At 46.5% G+C, this 19609-nt stretch carries 13 protein-coding genes; 2 read left to right on the top strand and 11 right to left on the bottom strand.

Annotation, left to right across the window (positions count from 1 at the left end; translation table 11 throughout):
• Nucleotides 1-29: 29 nt before the first annotated feature.
• The 9 genes from KU855_RS04845 to KU855_RS04885 all read right to left on the bottom strand — a co-directional run bounded on the left by KU855_RS04845 (nt 30) and on the right by KU855_RS04885 (nt 10329).
• A complete protein-coding gene (locus tag KU855_RS04845; RefSeq protein WP_218529177.1) occupies nt 30-1292 on the bottom strand; it encodes an OmpP1/FadL family transporter in 1263 nt (420 codons plus the stop codon).
• A 604-nt stretch (nt 1293-1896) separates the two neighbouring features.
• The gene (locus KU855_RS04850; RefSeq protein ID WP_218529178.1) at nt 1897-2598 is read right to left on the bottom strand and encodes a DUF3379 family protein; all 702 of its coding nucleotides are present in this window, start codon (nt 2596-2598) and stop codon (nt 1897-1899) included.
• Nucleotides 2591-3154, bottom strand: coding sequence for a sigma-70 family RNA polymerase sigma factor (locus tag KU855_RS04855; RefSeq protein WP_218529179.1), 564 nt, complete (start codon nt 3152-3154; stop codon nt 2591-2593). Before KU855_RS04855 ends, KU855_RS04850 begins: the two co-directional genes overlap by 8 nt.
• Nucleotides 3155-3291: 137 nt before the next feature.
• Nucleotides 3292-4920, bottom strand: a complete 1629-nt coding sequence (locus KU855_RS04860; RefSeq protein ID WP_218529180.1) for a BatD family protein — start codon at nt 4918-4920, stop codon at nt 3292-3294.
• Entirely contained in the window at nt 4914-6947 is a 2034-nt protein-coding gene (locus KU855_RS04865; RefSeq protein WP_218529181.1) for a VWA domain-containing protein, read from the bottom strand. The genes KU855_RS04860 and KU855_RS04865 overlap by 7 nt, the downstream gene beginning before the upstream one ends.
• Complete coding sequence (locus tag KU855_RS04870; RefSeq protein WP_218529182.1) at nt 6944-7933, bottom strand: VWA domain-containing protein; 990 nt, start codon at nt 7931-7933, stop codon at nt 6944-6946. Before KU855_RS04870 ends, KU855_RS04865 begins: the two co-directional genes overlap by 4 nt.
• The gene (locus KU855_RS04875) at nt 7927-8433 is read right to left on the bottom strand and encodes a DUF4381 domain-containing protein (RefSeq protein WP_218529183.1); all 507 of its coding nucleotides are present in this window, start codon (nt 8431-8433) and stop codon (nt 7927-7929) included. Before KU855_RS04875 ends, KU855_RS04870 begins: the two co-directional genes overlap by 7 nt.
• A 4-nt stretch (nt 8434-8437) precedes the next feature.
• Complete coding sequence (locus tag KU855_RS04880) at nt 8438-9370, bottom strand: DUF58 domain-containing protein (protein ID WP_218529184.1); 933 nt, start codon at nt 9368-9370, stop codon at nt 8438-8440.
• A gap of 2 nt (nt 9371-9372) precedes the next feature.
• The gene (locus tag KU855_RS04885; RefSeq protein WP_218529185.1) at nt 9373-10329 is read right to left on the bottom strand and encodes a MoxR family ATPase; all 957 of its coding nucleotides are present in this window, start codon (nt 10327-10329) and stop codon (nt 9373-9375) included.
• 265 nt (nt 10330-10594) lie between these two features.
• On the opposite strand from KU855_RS04885, the gene fadI reads away from it, so the two are divergent.
• Nucleotides 10595-11905: an acetyl-CoA C-acyltransferase FadI gene (gene fadI / locus KU855_RS04890; RefSeq protein ID WP_218529186.1), complete on the top strand. Its 1311-nt coding sequence runs from the start codon at nt 10595-10597 to the stop codon at nt 11903-11905.
• A gap of 5 nt (nt 11906-11910) precedes the next feature.
• Entirely contained in the window at nt 11911-14034 is a 2124-nt protein-coding gene (fadJ, locus tag KU855_RS04895) for a fatty acid oxidation complex subunit alpha FadJ (protein WP_218529187.1), read from the top strand.
• A 407-nt stretch (nt 14035-14441) separates the two neighbouring features.
• Here fadJ and KU855_RS04900 read toward each other — a convergent pair whose 3' ends face one another.
• Nucleotides 14442-15215: a hypothetical protein gene (locus KU855_RS04900; protein ID WP_218529188.1), complete on the bottom strand. Its 774-nt coding sequence runs from the start codon at nt 15213-15215 to the stop codon at nt 14442-14444.
• A gap of 103 nt (nt 15216-15318) precedes the next feature.
• Nucleotides 15319-19578 carry an EAL domain-containing protein gene (locus KU855_RS04905; protein ID WP_218529189.1) on the bottom strand — a complete coding sequence of 1420 codons (4260 nt, stop codon included), beginning with the start codon at nt 19576-19578 and terminating at the stop codon, nt 15319-15321.
• Between the last annotated feature and the right edge of the window lie 31 nt (nt 19579-19609).

The following is a 19609-nucleotide window of genomic DNA, read 5'->3' on the forward strand; positions in this document are numbered from 1 at the left end:
CTTAGGGGCGCTGTCATCATCTTAACAGATTAAAAGCGCTGGCTATATTGGACTGAGAAATAGTTGGCGCCAGTATTGGTCACTGCGCTTAGGGTACCGTTAAGACCGCCTAGTGATTTCTCGGTGACTTGGGTTTCTTCACCCATGACGTGGGCAAAGCCAACATCAACGGTGGATGTTTTGCTGAGGTTATAGGTGGCACCTACAGCTAACCATTGACGATCTGAATCCGGGATAGAAATGGATTGGATGTCGGCAACAACGCCTTGGTCAAAGGCGTAACCGGCGCGTAACGTCCAGTCTTGGTTGAGGGTATAAGTACCGCCAACGCTGAAGAACCAAGAGTTTTTCCAACCGTATTCTTTCAGGATTTCAGTGTCACTGCCTGAGTGCAGATCCACCGAGTCAAAGTTACTCCATTCAGTCCACTGCGCGGTATATGACAGGGCGAACTGCTCGGTTAGCTGGTGGAAACCGGCAAACTGGGCGATATCGGCCATCGGTACCGTCAGTTCATCATAATCTGCCATGGCAAAGTTGGCTGGGTTCAACTTCTTTAAGGTCCCTTCAACTTTCATGTCAGGACTGAAGCGATAGCTCAGGCCAAAACGGTGATTGTCGTTGACTTCATAGGTAACACCTACAATACCGCCAAAACCGAAACCATCGGCTTCAACATCAACGGTTTGAACATCAGGGAATACCGCGATTTGTCCATCACGAGTTAATACCCCTTCGCCACGAATAACGTCGATACCTGCACCGATACTCCAATGCTCGTTAATGCGAGCCGAGATGCTGGCATTAAAGTTAACCGTAGTGACTTCGGTTTTGCCGACTAGATCCCCAGGGACAGGCTTTCCACTTAAGCCTAAATCGCTGGTGTCAGTGCCAGTGCCATAATTAGAGAATACAGCTAAACCGAAAGCAAAAGTGTCATTAATCGGTTGAATATAGAAGGCATTTGGGATGACTTTGGCTTCGGCAGCATTATCGATATGGTCATAGTTGACGACAGGAATGTTAGCGCCACGATTCCAGTTGGCATCGCTGACTTCCACAGTAACATCGGCATAGGTTAGACCGACAGACAGGGCTTTTTCATCAAACATGGCCATTGCCGATGGGTTACGGGCTAATACGCTGGCATTGTCAGCGATCACGGCATCACCAGCAAAGGCACGACCAATTCCGGTAGCCGATTGGCTGTTAAGTTGGAAACCCGCCGCCATGGTTTGCGCGCTTAATAATGTTACCGCCGAGGCTAATAGAGTCTTGTTGAACATTTTCATTATTATCATCTCTTATTGTCGACGCAGTGCGTTACTGTGCCATTTATAATGGCTGTATGTTAGGGACTCGGGCTAACCTCCACAACTCCGACCAGAGATAAATTGCTGTTAATAAAAAGTTATTTAAATGTATAATTTAAGGTTTTGCTAAATAAGGCGCTCACGAAAGGTTGTTTAAACCCTTTTGATAACAATGGCTTATGCATGTCGTTGCGGTTGGGGCTTATTCGTTAGCCCCTTGTTTATGTTGGTTTTTAAGTCACAATTAATAAAAAAGTCTGGCCGTTTACTGTATTTTTTATGGCGTAAGTCGGCCATCGAGGTCATGGTCGCCCAAATTTTGCAATGAATGGCCGGTCTTTACCCTATGGCTGAGGTATTATCAGGGATGCAGGTTTTCGAATTTGTGGTTATCAAGATAGCATCACTACGGGGCGGTGGCTTTGTATGCCAATGGCAAAAGCGGATATCAACGGGATTAATCAGGGCGTTGCCGACAACTGATCCTGCTGGTGTTGATCCGCAGTGAATAACTAAGCAGGCAGATTATCGCTTACCTCGACACAAGGTAAGCGAGCTTATTCAAGCACAGGTTAAATCTCGCTTAGATAAAACTGGTTTCTAGGCGACTACGGGTGTCATTTAACGCCTCATTATTATTCGCAACCAGCAACATATAGGCATTACCCGCGTTATAGCTAGCACCGGTTAATTCGGCATCATTAAAATAACTGGCTAATTGAAAGCGCTCGTTTTGCGGCACAATAAAGACAGTCACCTTCTCTCCATTATGCTGTAACACCAAATGCAGGGATTGAACACCTTGGAAATCACAGTAAGTGGCAAACAAAATATCGCCAGGATCGTTGACAAAACGCTCAATACTCTCAGGAAATAATTGGCCTAATTTTTCGTTAACCAGTTCAATCGGAATTGGCGTATTAGCCTGCATTGCTTGGGTTTCATGGTGAACATGAGTTAACGCATGCTCACTGAGATCGATAGGTGCGACTCTTAATAAGCTAAATGATATTAAACTGACAAAGGCAATAGATGCCGCCATAGCAACCCCAACGCCTAAACGCTGTGTAAAGCTATAATGGCTTTTTAATTGGGTGTTTAGCAGTAATTTGTCGGCAAATTGTGGCGGAGTGGGGATAGCAAAAGCCCCATGGATTTTATCGTCCAATGTTTTCATTTGTTCGATAAATTCGGCCTTATCCGGATCACTTGCCGCCTGGATAAAGTCGTCATCTTGACAGTTGGGGTCAATGACCGCTTGTCGACGAAAGCGTAATTCATCCATTGGTTTTTTCTCTTATTTCTGTGTGTTCAAGGAGTTCTTTTAACTGATTTCTTGCTCTGAATAAACGTGTCATCACGGTATTGCGATTCAGTTCTAAAATTGCTGAAATCTCGTCACCGCTAAAGCCTGCCACTACTTGAAGTAACAAGGGCTCTCGATATTCAGGCTCGAGTTTGGCAATCTGACGACGTAATAAGGTTTGTTCCATTTTTTGCTCAAGAGAATAGTTAATATTATCTTCTAAGCGACTTTCTTCAGTGTCAGTGTAATCAAACTGCTTACGTTCAAATCGTCGCGCATTTTCGCGCCTGAGAATGGTGATCAACCAGGCCTTGGCCGCTTTTTCATCTTTTAAAGCGTCAAGCGACTTCCACGCCCGCAAAAATGTTTCTTGGGTGATGTCTTCAGCGACGTGTCGATCGCCACAAAGCCAGTATGCATATCGAAATACATCCGTGTGCAATACCTTCACTAGGGCATCGTATCTTTGTTGTTTATTCAGCATGTCATTATTGACCGTACTGGGCTGAATTTTATTTCGAAGTTTTTTGAACATAATCATTTTATTGGACGAAATTAGTACTAGCTTAACGTAAAAGTGAGGAGAGGGAACTAAGTTTGTTGGCAAAATGTAACATCTGGTGGTGCTGGCGTGAGGCAGGCCAACCGTGAGTTGGCCTGCAGGCAATAGGATTACGGATTCAGTTTGACTAATGCTAAGTGTTGGCTTGAAAGTGGTTTTAGCGCTTGCACTTGAGCCAGTAATTGCTGACACAATGCCTTGGTATCTTGGGTATTCGTTTGGCTATAGGCCTGTTGTTGCAGCAAGGTCAAGGTGGTGGCAACCGCGGGGGCATATTCAGCCAAATTGGCTAATGACAGAGACGTGCCAAGCTTGCTAGCGCACACGTTCGGAGTCAAGCTTAAGATATGACCTATAGCTTGTTGGTGACACGCCTCGGCTAAGTCTTGATAGCCAGGCGTTGGCATGACATGGCTTGGTTCAATGACACTGGTTGGCTTGCGGTGGCTAGCGCGCCACCATGCTAGCAGGGTCGCTAACCATAATATGGCAAACATTAGGGTTAACCAAGGCCATGCACCATGGCTGGTGTTAGTGTGGGTTGGCGCAGGAGTGGTTTCTAGTGAACCCGTGGGCGGCTGCGGCATGGCACTTGACGGCGCCACCTCAATATGGCGAGCCGGTAGCTTCACAAACTCAGTTTGCTTTAATTTGGGATTCCACCAAGGAATGCTGATGCTTGGTAATGTTAACGGACCGGCTTGGGTAGGAACCATGGCAACGGTTTGGGTTAACTGTGAGATCAATTGGCCTTCTCGCAAAATACTCTGGCGTTGTGGCTTTTCTGGATACACTTTAACGCCTTGGGGGGCGGTGATATTAAGACTTGGTAAATTATAATCTTCTACGTTGGTTGCCACTAACGTAAAGGTGCGGGTAATGGGCACGCCGACTTCAAAGGATTGCGTCTCGTCCCACTTTTCAGTCAACATGGCCAGATCGGCAACCCACCATTTCCCTTGATAATCGACAGGAATGGGCAATACCTCGATGATGTCATTATTGGCATTGGCCTGCACTGGGCGGCTTTGGTTAAAAGAAAAGAGGTTGGTGGATTGATCTTGGTTAATAATGTCGCCATCAAATTTTGCACCAATAATCTCGGTTTTTCCCGGCTTATCTAAGGTAATGCCATAGACTCTTTCAATGACTCGATAGCGAAGACCATCGATGATTTCAGAGCCATCCACATCTTCGCCTAACTGTTTTACTTGGGCATCTTTTACTTCTGGTGCATTGATCATGCCGCGCTGTAAATCTTTAGCTAAATAGAGTTTGACCTTATAAATGAGCAGTTCACCAACATAAGGTTCAGCGTTAGATAATGTGGCTTTTAGCATCACATCTTGGCTGCGATTGCTTGCCGCCACATCGGCTACCACGCTCAACGGGATAGGCGCTGAACTCACACCTGCAATCGTCAATGCTGGGATAGTGACATTACCTAATTTTTTGGCCGCTAATAAGATTTGCCAACGAGTTTCTTTACTGGCATCGAAATTGATAATTCTTGTACTGCGACTGACACTGGTGCGGCCAATAATAAAATCCTTCGCTAAGGCCGAGGTATTCAGCGCGCTATTGGCGATATCGTCATTGGCAACCACGGTTAAGGCAAAGTATTCATTTACCATCACGGGATTACGATCGACGGTCGCTTGCAATTGGGTCACTTCAGCTTGACTAATCCCAGAGACTAACCACAGCAAGAGAAATAATAGGGCGGTCGGTTTTACCACTGTTCAGTTTCCTTATTAACGGTGCCTTGCAGTTGTCGCTTTTGGTATTCAAGCAACATTTTATTGCGTAGTAAGACTTGCGGATCATCATTGACGGTATTGAGCATGCGCTGCATCTCCATCGGCAACGGAGTCATTTGTTCACTAGTGGTCGGTGACGTATTGCTCGCCGTCATCGCTGTCGCATCGGGGTCAGTGGGTGGCGGTTGCTGATTGTTGTCGGTTGTCAGTGCTTGAGTCTCAGCGGCTGATTGGCTGGCAGCGGTAGCGGGGGCAGTTTCCTCGACACTGGGCTTGGCATTAGCATCCGCTTGCATTTGCGCTTCATTAATGGCGGGATCTTGACCGTCTTGCTGGCCCTGACTGCCTTGCGGGTCTTGATCGTCTTGCTGGCCCTGACTGCCTTGCGGGTCTTGACCGTCTTGTTGGCCCTGACTGCCTTGCTGGTTTTGACCGTCTTGCTGGCCCTGACTGCCTTGCTGGTTTTGACCGTCTTGCTGGCCCTGACTGCCTTGCTGGTCTTGACCGTCTTGCTGGCCCTGACTGCCTTGCTGGTCTTGACCGTCTTGCTGGCCCTGACTGCCTTGCTGGTCTTGACCGTCTTGCTGGTCCTGACTGCTTTGCTGGTCTTGAACGTCTTGCTGGCCCTGACTGCTTTGCTGGTCTTGCGTGTTTTGTTGCTCTTGTAACAGTTTCTCTGCTAATTCGAGATTACTCTGAGCCTGCGCAAATTCGGGTTGCAGCGCCAATGATTGTTGGTATTTTTGCTTGGCATCGGCGAACTTTCCTAATTGCATCAGAGCATTACCTTGATTGTAAAGGCCGTTGGCACTCTTGTCCTGACTAAATCCCGCCAATGCCTGCTCATACTGCTTGGCTTGATATAACGCGGCGGCTTGCCATTGCGGCAGGGTAAATTGTTGTGCCGCTTGTTGATACTGACCTTGTTGATAGGCTGTCTGCGCTTGTTGATCTTGGGTGTGCCAAAGATCTTGCCAAGTGTTAGCTTGTGCCGGTTGCGGTACACTGATGACTGTCATCAGTGCTAGGCTGGCTAATAAGCCATGGCGAAAAGTCATGACGACAGGTAGCAGCAATAATAGCGCGATATAAGGGCCTAGATCTTGCCATTGCTCGCCATGGAGATCGGTCAATTGCGCCTCTTGACTGGTTTTGAGCCAGTGGATCACTTGGTTGACATCGCTGCCATCATTGGTTGGAGTGACAAAGAGGCCGCCATTAGCTGCCGCCAATTTAGCCAGTAGTGACATGTTGGTCTTGGCAATAACGACATCACCATCGATGTTTTTTTGTAATGTACCATCTGGGTAATGGATGGCTGCGCCGGCGTCGGTGCCGATGGCTATTATGGCTAGCCGATAAGGGCTAGCATCTAAACTTTGCTGTGCTTGTTTAAATTGTTTTGCATTGATGCCGTCGGTGAGCACTATGATGTCACCATTGAGGTAACCGCCCTGTGTCAGCAACTGCTGGGCAAGCGTTAACCCTGCCGCTAAGTTTGACCCTTGGCTCGGCATGATGGCCGGGCTGAGCGTGGGTAACAGATTAAGTAAGGTGTGCTTATCATTAGTGATTGGGCTAATGGTAAAGGCATCCGCCGCGTAGACGACTAACCCAGTATCTCCCGTGGTTAATGCATTAATTAAGTCGGTGGCTCTAAATTTTTCTTGAGTGAGCCGGTTTGGTACTAAGTCATTAGCATAGAGTGAATTTGACATATCCAGTACGATGACTCGGCCATCGCTGGCAGCAAACACGGGCGTGGCTTTTTTGGTCACGGCTGGACCTGATAAGGCCAATATTGCGATAACCATGATGGTGGTTAACCACCACAGTGAGGTTTTTTTGGCCGCCGACGTCGGCGAGATCAATAGCCGTGATAAATGACTCGCAATATAAGAATCCCAACCCGATGTGCCGCGATGCACGCGCCAAAGATAGGCAAGGAATAGAGGTAAGGCGACATAGGCCCATAACCATTCTGGTCGAATAAAGTGCAATATCATCGTAACTTCCGCCCTAATGACGGTCCATGACCTTTGATTTGCCACAGTGATAAGCCGACAGTCAGTATCAGCATCAACGCCAGTGGCCAGTAAAATAATTCTGTTTGTGGTTGATAGCTCATGAGATCACGGCTGACAGGTTCGAGCTTATCAATGTCTTGGTAGATGCGTGCTAATTCGGCGGGATCTCTGGCACGGAAATATTGACCGCCAGTCAGGCTGGCTATTTGGGCCAAGGTGCTTTCATCTAAATCGGCGGCCGGATTGATTTGCTCTGTTCCAAACAGGCCTCGACGAGTCAGGGTGTCAGCCCCAATACCGATGGTATAGATGGTGATCCCACGTTTTGCGGCAATTTCAGCGGCTTCAAGCGGCTCGATATTACCGGCATTACTGCTGCCATCAGTCAGCAAGATCAACACGCGATTACTCTCATCGATGTTGTCAAAGCGCTTAACGGCCAAGCCAATAGCTTCGCCGATGGCAGTTTGTTTACCGACGAGACCGATTTGTGCTTCATGAAGGTATTGACTGATGCTGCGTCTGTCTTGGGTCAGTGGTGCCTGTAAATAGGCGTGGTCGGCAAATAAAATTAATCCGAGGCGATCGCCTTGACGGCGCTCAATAAAATCACTGAGCACATGTTGGATCAAGGTGAGTCTATCGACGGTTCGGCCTTGGATCACCATGTCTTCAATTTGCATGCTTCCAGACAAATCGACCGCCACCATCAAATCTCTGCCTTCAGTAGGCAGCGGTATCGGTTCACCTAACCACATGGGTCTGGCGAGTGCGATGAGCAATAATAGCCAAATCAGATACAAGGGTTTTTTAGATGGGTGGTGGGTCACCGACACGGCTTGATTGCCCAGCGTGGCTACCCCAGGCAGTTGCAGTTCACCGCCTGCCATCGCTTGACGCTTATGGGTAAACAATATGGGTAGAGGCAAGAGTAATAATAACCAAGGCCAATTGAGGGTTAACATTCACTTCTCCGTTGACGTTGTTGGCGACTAGGGGGCAGGGCATGTTTGAGCCAGTGTTGACTCAACTGAGTGAGCTGTTGTTTTTGCACCAGTGTGATGCCTGTAGGGCGAAAGCGCTGTCCAAGCAAGAGTGGCCATTGCCCTTGATACTGGTTTGGCATATCGAGATCAAGCCAAGTAAACCAGGCGCTGTCACTTAGGTTGCTAAGTGAGTGACGCGGGTAATAACTCATGGCGGCTCGTTTAAGCAATATATTAACCTGATGAGGATAATCAGGGCTATTGAGATCTAATTGTGCCAGCAATAACAGCGCTTGTTGGCGGGCAACTTTGGCTCGGCGTGATTGTCGCCACCATGCCAAGGTGCTTACCACCAGGATTAACGCAATGGCGAGGAGCAACCAATAGCCCAGCGCAAGCGGCCATGCGCTGACGTCGGCGGGCAGTTGGATATCGTGGAGTGATGCCAAGGCTGGGTTGGCAGTAACAGCTTGAGTCACTGGTTTATCCTAATTTATCCAATTGTTGATTTAAGGGCTGGCCAGCATCAATAAAGCGCGGCTGGATCGTTAACCCTTGTAACATGCTCACAAATTGCTGTTGTTGCTGTTGTTGTCTTAGTAACCAAGCCTCGTATTGCGTTCGGTCAAGCCAACGTTCGACATTGCCTTCTCGCACCGGCAACTGAAATTGGCGCGGTAATTGTGTCTGTCCTTGCCTTAAAGGGTCGGTAATGACAAAGGCGGAGATATCGCAATGGCGGCTTACCATGCTCAGCGGAGCTCGACATGCTGGAGAGAAATTAAAGCCATCGCTAATGAGATAAATTAATGAGCCTGGTTTAGCCAGCCGAACTAATCGCTGACAAGCGTGAGCCAGATAATCAGGTTCTGCTAGCGCCCTTGTCAATTGATGCAGTTGTTCGCCATGGAGTTTGGTTATCGCATTAATAAACGGCAGTATGCCTGCCTGACGGCTGCGGGGCTTTAATTCTTGATGTTGGCTTTCGGTCACGATTAACCCGCCCAAACGATCACCGTGACGGATGGCCGCCCAGCCTAAGGTGGCCGCTAAATGTGCCGCTTGGACAGATTGCAGCAATAGACTGGAACCAAAATATAGGCTGTAACTGAGATCGAGCAAGATAATCACAGGACGCTCGCGCTCTTCCACAAACAACTTAGTGTGAACCTTGCCGGTTCTGGCGGTCACCCGCCAGTCGATGGTTCTGACATCATCGCCTTGTTGGTAGTGGCGTACCTCAGCAAATTCCATTCCGCGGCCTTTAATGGCACTGCTTCTGTGTCCCGCTAACGCTGCGCGAGCGCGGCCTCGATGTTCAACGACGGCGATGGCTTGCCGTTGACAGGCCAGCAACTCTTTATCGGTTAATGAGATGCCATCGGCAAATAATGGCATAGACGCTGGAAGCTTCATGGTTAAGGCACCGCCACCAAAGATAACAAGTGACTAATGACGTGATCGCGGCTAATGCCTTCGGCTTGGGCTTGATAGCTGAGCAATAATCGGTGACGCAACACATTGGGGACCACGGCTTGAATATCTTCAGGCGACACAAAGTCTCGCTCCTGCAGCCAAGCTCGTGCGCGAGCGCAGCGTTCTATCGCCAAGCTTGCCCTTGGACTGACACCGTATTCCAGCCATGTCGCTAACTCGGCGCTATATTGGGCCGGTTGCCGAGTGGCATTAATAATATCGACAATATAATGCTCAAGTGGCTCAGCGAGATACAGTTCGAGTGCCTCTTTTCGTGCTTCGAAAATATCGACTTGCGCTATCGGCTCGATGTTAAGTTCTTCACCGCGAAGCGCCTCGTTGCGCGATAATCTTAAAATCTGTAATTCGGTTTCAGCGCTTGGATAATCGAGGTTTAGGTGCATTAAAAAACGGTCGAGCTGAGCTTCTGGTAACGGGTAGGTACCTTCGTTTTCTAGCGGGTTTTGGGTTGCCATGACTAAAAATAGTGGCGCTAGCGGGTAAGAGTGTTTTCCGACAGTGACTTGTCCTTCCGCCATGGCCTCTAACAACGCTGATTGCACTTTTGCGGGGGCACGATTGATCTCGTCCGCTAAGATCAGGTTATGAAATATCGGTCCGGCTTCAAACTCAAATTGACCTGTCTGGGCTCGATAGATGTCGGTGCCAGTTAAATCCGCGGGCAACAGATCCGGAGTAAACTGAATGCGATGGAAATCACCTTCAACGCCCTCACATAAGGCTTTTACCGCGCGGGTTTTAGCAAGCCCTGGCGGGCCTTCCACCAATAAATGGCCATCAGCAATTAATGCAGTGAGTAAGTTTTCGGTTAAATCTGGCTGACCTAATACTTGTTGATTGAGGTATTGGCGCAAAGAATGAAATCGGCTAATTGGCATAAGGTTACTCATTCATTTGTAGATGGCTGATATAGACATACCATAGTGTAAATAGTTTCGTACAAAATTGTACTCTGTATCTTTTAATTGTTTTTCATAGAAAAAAACAAACATTTTCGAGAAGTTTTGATAATAAACAAACAAGTGTTTTAAACCAAGACAGAAATAGTTAGAATCAGATCACACTTTTATTGGTCTGACCTGTTAAGTGTGCTGTCAAGCAGGACCCTAGACTATGGAATAGAGAATAACAAGAGGATGACACATGCATGCCAGACAAGATCTGACCACTCGCAAGGGCGAGCGAATCGCCATTGTTGCGGGACTTCGTACGCCATTCGCTAAACAAGCGACGGCCTTTCATGGGATTTCGGCGCTCGATATGGGCAAGATGGTCGTCAATGAAATGATTGCCCGTGCTGAACTGGATCCCGCATTAATCCAGCAATTGGTGTATGGCCAAGTGGTACAAATGCCGGAAGCGCCAAATATTGCCCGGGAAATTGTGCTTGGCACTGGCATGAATGTGGCCACCGATGCTTACTCAGTCAGTCGGGCATGTGCCACCAGTTTTCAGTCGGCAGTTAATGTGGCTGAATCTATGATGGCTGGCAATATCGATGTGGGCATTGCTGGCGGGGCCGACTCATCATCGGTGTTGCCGATTGGGGTGTCTAAAACTATGGCGCGAGCCTTGGTTGATCTCAATAAAGCCCGTAGTGTCGGGCAAAAGCTCGCCATATTGCGTCGTCTAGGCCTCAAAGACTTATTGCCAGTGCCTCCGGCGGTCGCGGAATATTCGACGGGCTTATCGATGGGACAAACCGCAGAGCAAATGGCGAAAACCCATAACATCAGTCGCCAAGATCAAGATGCATTAGCCCATCGCTCACATACCTTAGCCACTCAAACTTGGGCTTCTGGGGTGTTACAGCAAGAGGTGATGACAGCCCATGTACCGCCTTATAAGCAGTTTATTGATATGGATAACAATATCCGTCAAGACTCACAATTAGATTCGTATGCCAAGTTAAGACCCGCCTTCGATCGCAAACATGGCTCAGTTACCGCTGCTAACAGCACGCCCCTGACCGATGGTGCCTCGGCCATTATTATGATGACGGAAAGCCGAGCTAAGGCCTTGGGGTATCAACCTATCGGGTATATCAAGAGTTATGCATTCACTGCCATCGATGTGTGGCAAGACATGTTAATGGGTCCTTCTTATGCTACCCCATTGGCATTGGCTCGCGCCGGCATGCAACTTGAAGATTTAACCTTGATTGAAATGCACGAAGCGTTTGCGGCTCAGACCTTGGCCAATATGAAGATGTTTGCCTCAAAGACCTTTGCCCAAGAGAAATTGGGATTATCGCGTGCCATCGGCGAAATCGATATGGACAAGTTCAATGTGCTCGGTGGTTCTTTAGCCTACGGCCACCCATTTGCCGCCACAGGTACACGCTTAATTACCCAAGTATGTCATGAACTGAAACGTCGAGGTGGTGGGGTTGGTTTGGCCACCGCTTGTGCTGCAGGTGGTCTTGGTGCTGCCATGATTTTAGAGGTGGAGTAATGAAGATGGAAAAGACATTTACCCTGAGCCGAAATGATAATGGGATTGCTATCTTAACCATGGATGTTGTGGGTGAAACCATGAACACCTTGAAGGCTGAGTTTGCTACGGAAATCGGCGCTATCATTGCTGAAATTAATCAAGATAAAAGCATTAAAGGCTTAGTGCTGACGTCCGGCAAGCCTGACTCTTTTGTGGCTGGTGCCGACATCAGTATGCTGGATAGCTGCCAAACTCAAGCCGATGCTAAAGCGTTATCGCAACAAGGACATCAAGTCTTTGCTCAGCTTGAAGGGCTTGCTATACCTGTGGTTGCTGCCATCCACGGTCCTTGTTTAGGGGGTGGGTTAGAACTGGCATTGGCCTGTCATCGCCGAGTCTGCAGTGATGATAGCAAAACCCAATTAGGGGTCCCCGAAGTGCAACTCGGTTTGCTGCCTGGCGGGGGCGGTACCCAGCGTTTACCGCGGTTGATTGGTGTTGCTAAAGCCCTAGATATGATGTTGACGGGCAAGCAAGTTCGCCCTAAACAAGCCTTGAAGCTTGGCTTGGTAGATGATGTGGTTCCGGCCACTATTTTGCTACAAACTGCGGTTGAAATGGCCTTAGCCGGTAAAAAAGCTCGCCACGTACGTAAGCAAACCTTGGTTGAAAAATTGCTGGAAGGCAATCGTGCCGGTCGCAACATTATTTTTGATCAGGCCAGTAAACAAGTTTTTAAAAAGACCCAAGGCAACTATCCCGCACCAGCAAAAATTATCGACTGTGTTCGCCAAGGGTTAGACAAAGGCATGACCAAAGGCTTGGAAGTCGAGGCGAGTCATTTTGCTGATTTGGTGATGACGCCAGAATCCGCCGCGATGCGATCGTTATTCTTTGCCATTACCGAAATGAAAAAAGAAACCGAAGTCGATGGGGTTGCCCCGAAAAAAGTGAACAAAGCCGTGGTGCTCGGCGGTGGTTTGATGGGGGGCGGGATTGCTTCCGTGACGGCCACTAAAGCTAAAGTGCCGGTGCGAGTTAAAGACATTAATGAGCAAGGATTGAGCAATGCGCTAGCCTATGCTTACAAGCTGACTGAAAAACCAGTGAAGCGCCGTCATATGACAGTAGCCGCCCGTGATAAGTTGATGGCTCTAATGACCACGACGACAAGCTATTCTGGGGTCAAGGATGCAGATATCGTCGTTGAGGCGGTATTTGAAGACTTGGCGTTAAAGCATCAGATGGTCAAAGACGTCGAACGTGAATGTAGTGCTGAGACCATTTTTGCCTCTAATACCTCATCTTTACCTATTGCTCAAATTGCCGCTGCGGCGAGCCGACCAGAAAATGTCATTGGCTTACATTATTTCTCGCCGGTAGAAAAAATGCCGCTGGTGGAAGTGATTGCTCACAAAGGCACGTCACCGCAAACTATTGCGTCGACGGTTGCCTTTGCCCGCAAGCAAGGTAAAACTCCGATTGTGGTACAAGATGGCGCAGGCTTCTATGTTAACCGGATTTTAGCCTTGTACATGAATGAAGCCGCACAGTTATTACTTGAAGGTCAAAGCGTGGCTCACCTAGATAAAGCCTTGGTGAAATTTGGCTTCCCGGTCGGACCTATGACCTTGCTCGATGAAGTCGGCATAGATGTCGGTGCTAAGATCTCGCCCATTCTTGAGTCTGAACTAGGGCAACGCTTTAAGGCGCCCTCTGCGTTTGCGCGTTTACTTGAGGACGATCGAAAAGGGCGTAAAAATGGCAAAGGATTTTATGTCTATGGTGATAAAGCCCCGAAGAAAGGCAAGCAAGTGGATGACAGTGTCTATCAGGTGCTAGGGATTAAGCCGAGTGCAGATATGGAAATGTCGAGCCTCGCTGATCGGTGCGTGATCCAGATGCTTAACGAAGCGGCGCGTTGCCTTGAGGATGGCATTATCAGTTGTGCTCGCGACGGTGATATCGGGGCCATTTTTGGCATAGGTTTCCCACCGTTCCTCGGTGGTCCGTTCCGCTACATGGATACACTCGGGATCGCTAACTTAGTGGCAAGTTTAGAGCGTCATCAAGCCAATTTTGGCGAGCGCTTTACCCCATGTGATTTACTTAAATCGATGGCGGCAGAGGGTAAGACCTTTTTTTAATCTCTGCCGTAGTGATTAAGCGGCCATGATTGGCCGCTTTTTTTATGTGTGGCGGCAACCATTGTTGGTCTATCACTTACTGAATGCGGTGAAGATGGTTTGATCTATTGATAAATAACCCATGCGATGACAGTGGTAAATTCTGGGGGAACTCATGCTTGAGTCAGAAACGAGGCGAGCGTCGATGGTAAGGTCGATGCGGTGGCAGAGAAATTGAGAAATTAACAATAAGGGAGCTAGGCTCCCTATATTGTGTCAGGCCATTATCAGTTCCACCACCCCTTGGCTGGGATAACTTCTAGGTGCTGAAGCCCCTCAGGCAAGGTGACCTTCTTGCGTGTTATTTTGTTTAATCCGAGTGCTTTTTTTATGACTGCAAACATAATGTTACCCTCTGATTAGTCGATTTAGGCAAGTAAAGCATCAATAGCTACAGGTGCTTTAACCCAAGGCAGGGCGGCAGTGTTAACGCCATCGACTTTGACCCAAGGCAGCGCAGCAGTGTTAACGCCATCGACTTTGACCCAAGGCAGCGCCGCAGTATTAACGCCATCGACTTTGACCCAAGGCAGCGCCGCAGTATTAACGCCATCGACTTTTACCCAAGGCAGCGCGGCAGTGTTAACGCCATCGACTTTTACCCAAGGCAGGGCGGCAGTCTTGACGCCATCGACTTTGACCCAAGGCAGCGCCGCAGTGTTAACGCCATCGACTTTGACCCAAGGCAGGGCGGCAGTGTTAACGCTATCGACTTTGACCCAAGGCAGCGCAGCAGTGTTAACACCATCGACTTTTACCCAAGGCAGCGCAGCAGTGTTAACGCCATCGACTTTGACCCAAGGCAGGGCGGCAGTATTGACGCCATCGACTTTGACCCAAGGCAGGGCGGCAGTGTTAACGCCATCGACTTTGACCCAAGGCAGCGCGGCAGTGTTAACGCCATCGACTTTGACCCAAGGCAGCGCGGCAGTATTGACGCCATCGACTTTGACCCAAGGCAGCGCGGCAGTATTAACGCTATCGACTTTGACCCAAGGCAGCGCGGCAGTGTTAACGCCATCAACTTTGACCCAAGGCAGCGCGGCGGTGGTTGCTGACGTTTCTAAAGCAACAGGCGCTTGAAAAGAGGCAGAAACAGAAGTGGCAATAAGGCTAAGGGTAAGGGCTAATTTCTTAATCATTGTTATATTCTCTCGTTGTTGGTTGAGTTTTGGTTATTGACGTCGAGATATTGTTAGCATGTCTCGTGCCAACTTTTACAACATGATAAGTAAATTGCGTATGTTAACTGGCCTGCTGTACTTCTTTTCCGCCTTGATGCTCAATTAATAATTGAGAAAAGTCGGCCTCAGTCAATGGTTTGCTAAATATAAATCCTTGTATTTGTTCGCAATTAAGGTTTTTCAATATTTCTAACTGTGACGCTAGCTCTACGCCTTCACCGACGACGGACAATCCCATGTTATGGGCGATGGTAATTATCGAGTCGACCATTTTCATATCACGATCTGACTTATCGATATCATCAACAAAGGCTTTATCGATTTTTAAGGTATGAATGGGAAACCGCTTTAAGTAAGACAAGGATGAATAGCCGGTGCCGAAGTCATCAAGAGCAAGGTTTACTCCCATCAAAGCCAGCTTTTGCATGACTTTTATTGCCTTTTCTGGCTGTTTAATGACGGTACCTTCGGTGATTTCTATTTCTAAATGGCATGCCGGTAAACGTGTCAGTCGTAAAATTGACTCAATTCTTTGATGTAAATCAGGTAATGCAAATTGGTGCGACGATAAATTGACAGCCACGCGGCCATCAAATAAGCCCTGCTCGCGCCAATTTTGGGTAGTAAAGCATGCCTTTTTCAAGACTAGATCACCAATTTCGACAATCAAGCCTGTTTCTTCAGCTAAAGGGATAAATTCTCCGGGGGATATTAACCCATGTTGCGGATGATTGAGCCGTACTAATGCTTCCATCCCTGTAAGCTGACTGGTGACCACATCAACTTTTGGCTGATAATAGACTTCGAAATAGTCTTTGCGTAATCCTTCTCTGATCAAGTTTTCAATCTCGAGCTGACGAATCGCATTGCGATTTAAAGATTCAGAATAGAATTGATAACGATTACCGCCAGCCGATTTAGCGTGATACATAGCAATATCGGCTTTTCTTAATAAGGCTTGTTCATTTTGCTCGTCTTCGGGATAGAGCACTATGCCAATGCTGGCGCTGACGACCATAGGTTCTTTATGTAACATAAAGGGATTGATAAAGGCATCAATCACGCGACTAGCGATGTTAGCGCAGGCGCTGATATCAACATTATTATCCAGTAGTAAAGCAAATTCATCACCACCTAGGCGATATAAGCTCGCTGTATTAGGTAAGGTGGCTAACAGACGATCCGCCACCATACGCAGTAACTCGTCGCCCACTTGATGGCCAAGGGAGTCATTGATTTTTTTGAAGTTATCTAGGTCAAGCACCATCAAGGTATGATGTAAATCTTTTTTAACTAGATTATGTAAACTGACTTGTAAATTGGAGCGATTCGGTAATCCAGTTAAAATATCATTGTTGGTCAGCTTTCTTAGTTCTTCTTCTTGTTGCTTACGTCGGCTAATGTCAGAAAACACGCCGACATAATGGCTGAGCACACTTTGTTCATCATAAATGGCATCTATGGTCATTTCGATGAGAAAGGGACTGCCATCGCCACGTAAGGTCTCGATTTCATGGCTCCAGCGACCATGTTGCTTCATTAAGGCTCTAATTTGCTCCGAGTAAGATTCGGGATAGGCATCAAATGACAATATTTCACCAATGTAATTTTCGCGGCTACGTCCAGTAATGCTGCAACACGCCTCATTGACTTCAACAAAGCGATAGTTTTCATCTAAGATAAACATACCTTCCGATATGTTTTCGATAGCGCGCTCGAACAGCTTTAACTGTTCTTCAGCTTGTTTGAACATACTGATATTTTTGATGGTACCAGTCATCCTTAGCGCATTATCAAACTGATCTCGTTCAACTATCTTGGCTCTGTCGAGGATCCATAACCAGCCACCATGTTTACCTTTGACACGATAGTTTGCTTCAAAGTGATCGGTTTCCCCATAGAAATGTTTATTCAGTGCCTCTCGGACCCTTAGTTGATCTTGTGGGTGGATATTACTTTCTTCATCGGGATGACCTGAACGTTGACCATCACGAGGGAAGTCTAACGAGCCCCACATATTCGAGCGATATATATGACCTGTTTCAATGTCCCAATCCCACATTTCATCGCCACTTCCCCATAACGAGAGTTTTAATCGTTCTTCACTTTGGGCAATTTGACGTTGGATCGCACGCTTTTTAATGACAGAACGAATAATCACGAGGATTATCATTAGGGAAATCGCAAAGTAAATTAACTTGGCAACATTTGAAAACCACCATGGTGGTGTGATCACTAGCTCAATGGTTTTTTCAGGCCCAACATTTTGATTTTGCTTATCCGTTGCAAAAACACTAAATATATATCGACCAGGAGATAAATTAGTATACGTAGCAGAGAAAGTGTTGCTTGATTCAATCCAGTTGTCAGACAACCCACTTAAACGATACTTAAATAATACCTGGTTATTGTTCCGTCCTATGGTTCCGAACGTTAATGTGAATGGGTAGTCGGAATACTTTAAGGTTAATCGCTTAGTGTTGTTAATGCTTTGCGCTAAGAACTTGCCACCAACATCTTGTTTTTTATTGAACACAAACAGATCGGAGATGACTACTTTTGGAGCTTGCTTCTGCTTAAAATATGACTCTGCCAGCAATGGAGTAATGATATCTATTCCGGTGTTGCCACCAAAAAGTATTGCGTTATTAAATGGTGTTAAAGCTTGAGCATTATACTCGTCTTGTACGCCATGATAGCTGTTAATGATAAGCTTTTCATTTAGGTTGTAGTCATAAATAATAATTTCGCCTACTGAAGAGGCTACAATGAAGTTGTTGAGAACACCTAAACCATATATTGATTTGTTATTACTGTGGATAGTTGATATTTCGTTGCCATCATATCTCATTAGGCCATAATCAGTACCAAAATATATCTCGCCATTAGCTTTTACTGAATTGATTGTAAACTGATCTTTTATAAGGTGATGAGATATATCATTTGAAAGAGTGAAAATCCCAACCTGACTAGATATTAGTGCGTTATCACCATGGGTGTTAATGCTAAATACAGGGTATCCATTACTAATAGAAATTTTAGATAGTTTGTCCTGCGGATCAATTTTGGTAATATCACCATTAATGTCGCCGACAAGCAAGTCGCCAGCAATCCTCTCCTTGCTAATGACTGTGTATTTTCCTTCGCTGAGAATAGTTATTTCAGAGTTTTGGGTGTTAAGTTTGAAAATACCTTTTAAACTACTAATGTAGATATAGTTTGCTTCGATGGCGATAGATTTAGCACCGTCAATATGGGTATGGTAGCGATTTAGTTCTTTGTTATTATGTCCATACTCAATAATCAAACCGCTTTCATAACTGACAAATAAACTTTCATTCTTATAGGTGATATCCCAAACGCCTTCATCTTCAAAATTGACTCTGTTAACTATGTTTGAAATGTTTCTGACTAAAATAAATCCTTGATTAACAGTAGCAATGACCAGATTTTCTTTTCCTGCAAAAAGAATAGGCTTAGCAATTCTTGATATAGCTTCTGGCAAGACACCGAGTAAATTAAAGTTGATGCCGTCGGTGCTAAAAAGGAGCTTATCTTTGACAATAGCATAGGTTATGCCATTGTAGCTTGTCATCGAGTCTATGCCTTTTTGACTGGATATGAGCTCGTTATTGATATTGAAAATCCCATCGGCAGTTAAGTGATATATATCATGATTGCTGACATATAAGTGTTTACTGACTCCGATAGGTTGGGTGATATTGTTATGGTGTACGTATGTGATGTCATCGCTTGTTCTAAAATAAATGCTTCCATTAGCTAAAACTTCAACTGAAACAATACCATCCCCACCCTCTAAAAAAACAACCTCTTGCAGGTGTGTGAAATCTTTGGATAACTTATAGATCCGATCAATGCTCGATATGTAAAATACATTTTCACTTTCGTCAATAGACCAAACAGCAAAGTCGACTAATGGGATTTGTCGGAATTTGTCCTTCTCTTTGTCATATATGGCTAAGCCGAGGTTGGTGCCGACTAATAGTCGCTCCGAAGAGTCATGCAATAAACTGCGAATAAATGAGCTTGAAAGTCCCGATGTTTCTGAAGCAAAGTAGTGCGTTATGTCGTTACCATCATAACGATTGAGACCATTGAAGGTGCCGACCCATATGTATTGGTCTTTATCTACCGCTATCGATGACGCCGCGCTTTCAGAAAGTCCTTCGGCAATGCTAAATTTTTCCGCGTTGAGTGTGATGGGAAGTGTAGAGTCTTGTAAGTGCTCAAAGCCCCTGCTTAACGTGCTGTGAAGGAGAGAAAAAATAAATATCAAGCTGATTGAGAGTATTTTTCGCATAAGGGATATTGTTATTATTTTGCTTAATATT

The sequence above is a fragment of the Shewanella sp. NIFS-20-20 genome, from assembly GCF_019209865.1.
Lineage (GTDB): Bacteria > Pseudomonadota > Gammaproteobacteria > Enterobacterales > Shewanellaceae > Shewanella.

Excerpts from the sequence above, each read along its gene's own strand:
- fadI (WP_218529186.1), top strand. The coding sequence starts at position 10,595 with ATGCATGCCAGACAAGATCTGACCACTCGCAAGGGCGAGCGAATCGCC.
- KU855_RS04865 (WP_218529181.1), bottom strand. The coding sequence starts at position 6,947 with ATGATATTGCACTTTATTCGACCAGAATGGTTATGGGCCTATGTCGCC.
- KU855_RS04870 (WP_218529182.1), bottom strand. The coding sequence starts at position 7,933 with ATGTTAACCCTCAATTGGCCTTGGTTATTATTACTCTTGCCTCTACCC.
- KU855_RS04850 (WP_218529178.1), bottom strand. The coding sequence starts at position 2,598 with ATGGATGAATTACGCTTTCGTCGACAAGCGGTCATTGACCCCAACTGT.
- fadJ (WP_218529187.1), top strand. The coding sequence starts at position 11,911 with ATGGAAAAGACATTTACCCTGAGCCGAAATGATAATGGGATTGCTATC.
- KU855_RS04905 (WP_218529189.1), bottom strand. The coding sequence starts at position 19,578 with ATGCGAAAAATACTCTCAATCAGCTTGATATTTATTTTTTCTCTCCTT.
- KU855_RS04885 (WP_218529185.1), bottom strand. The coding sequence starts at position 10,329 with ATGCCAATTAGCCGATTTCATTCTTTGCGCCAATACCTCAATCAACAA.
- KU855_RS04845 (WP_218529177.1), bottom strand. The coding sequence starts at position 1,292 with ATGAAAATGTTCAACAAGACTCTATTAGCCTCGGCGGTAACATTATTA.
- KU855_RS04900 (WP_218529188.1), bottom strand. The coding sequence starts at position 15,215 with ATGATTAAGAAATTAGCCCTTACCCTTAGCCTTATTGCCACTTCTGTT.
- KU855_RS04855 (WP_218529179.1), bottom strand. The coding sequence starts at position 3,154 with ATGTTCAAAAAACTTCGAAATAAAATTCAGCCCAGTACGGTCAATAAT.
- KU855_RS04880 (WP_218529184.1), bottom strand. The coding sequence starts at position 9,370 with ATGAAGCTTCCAGCGTCTATGCCATTATTTGCCGATGGCATCTCATTA.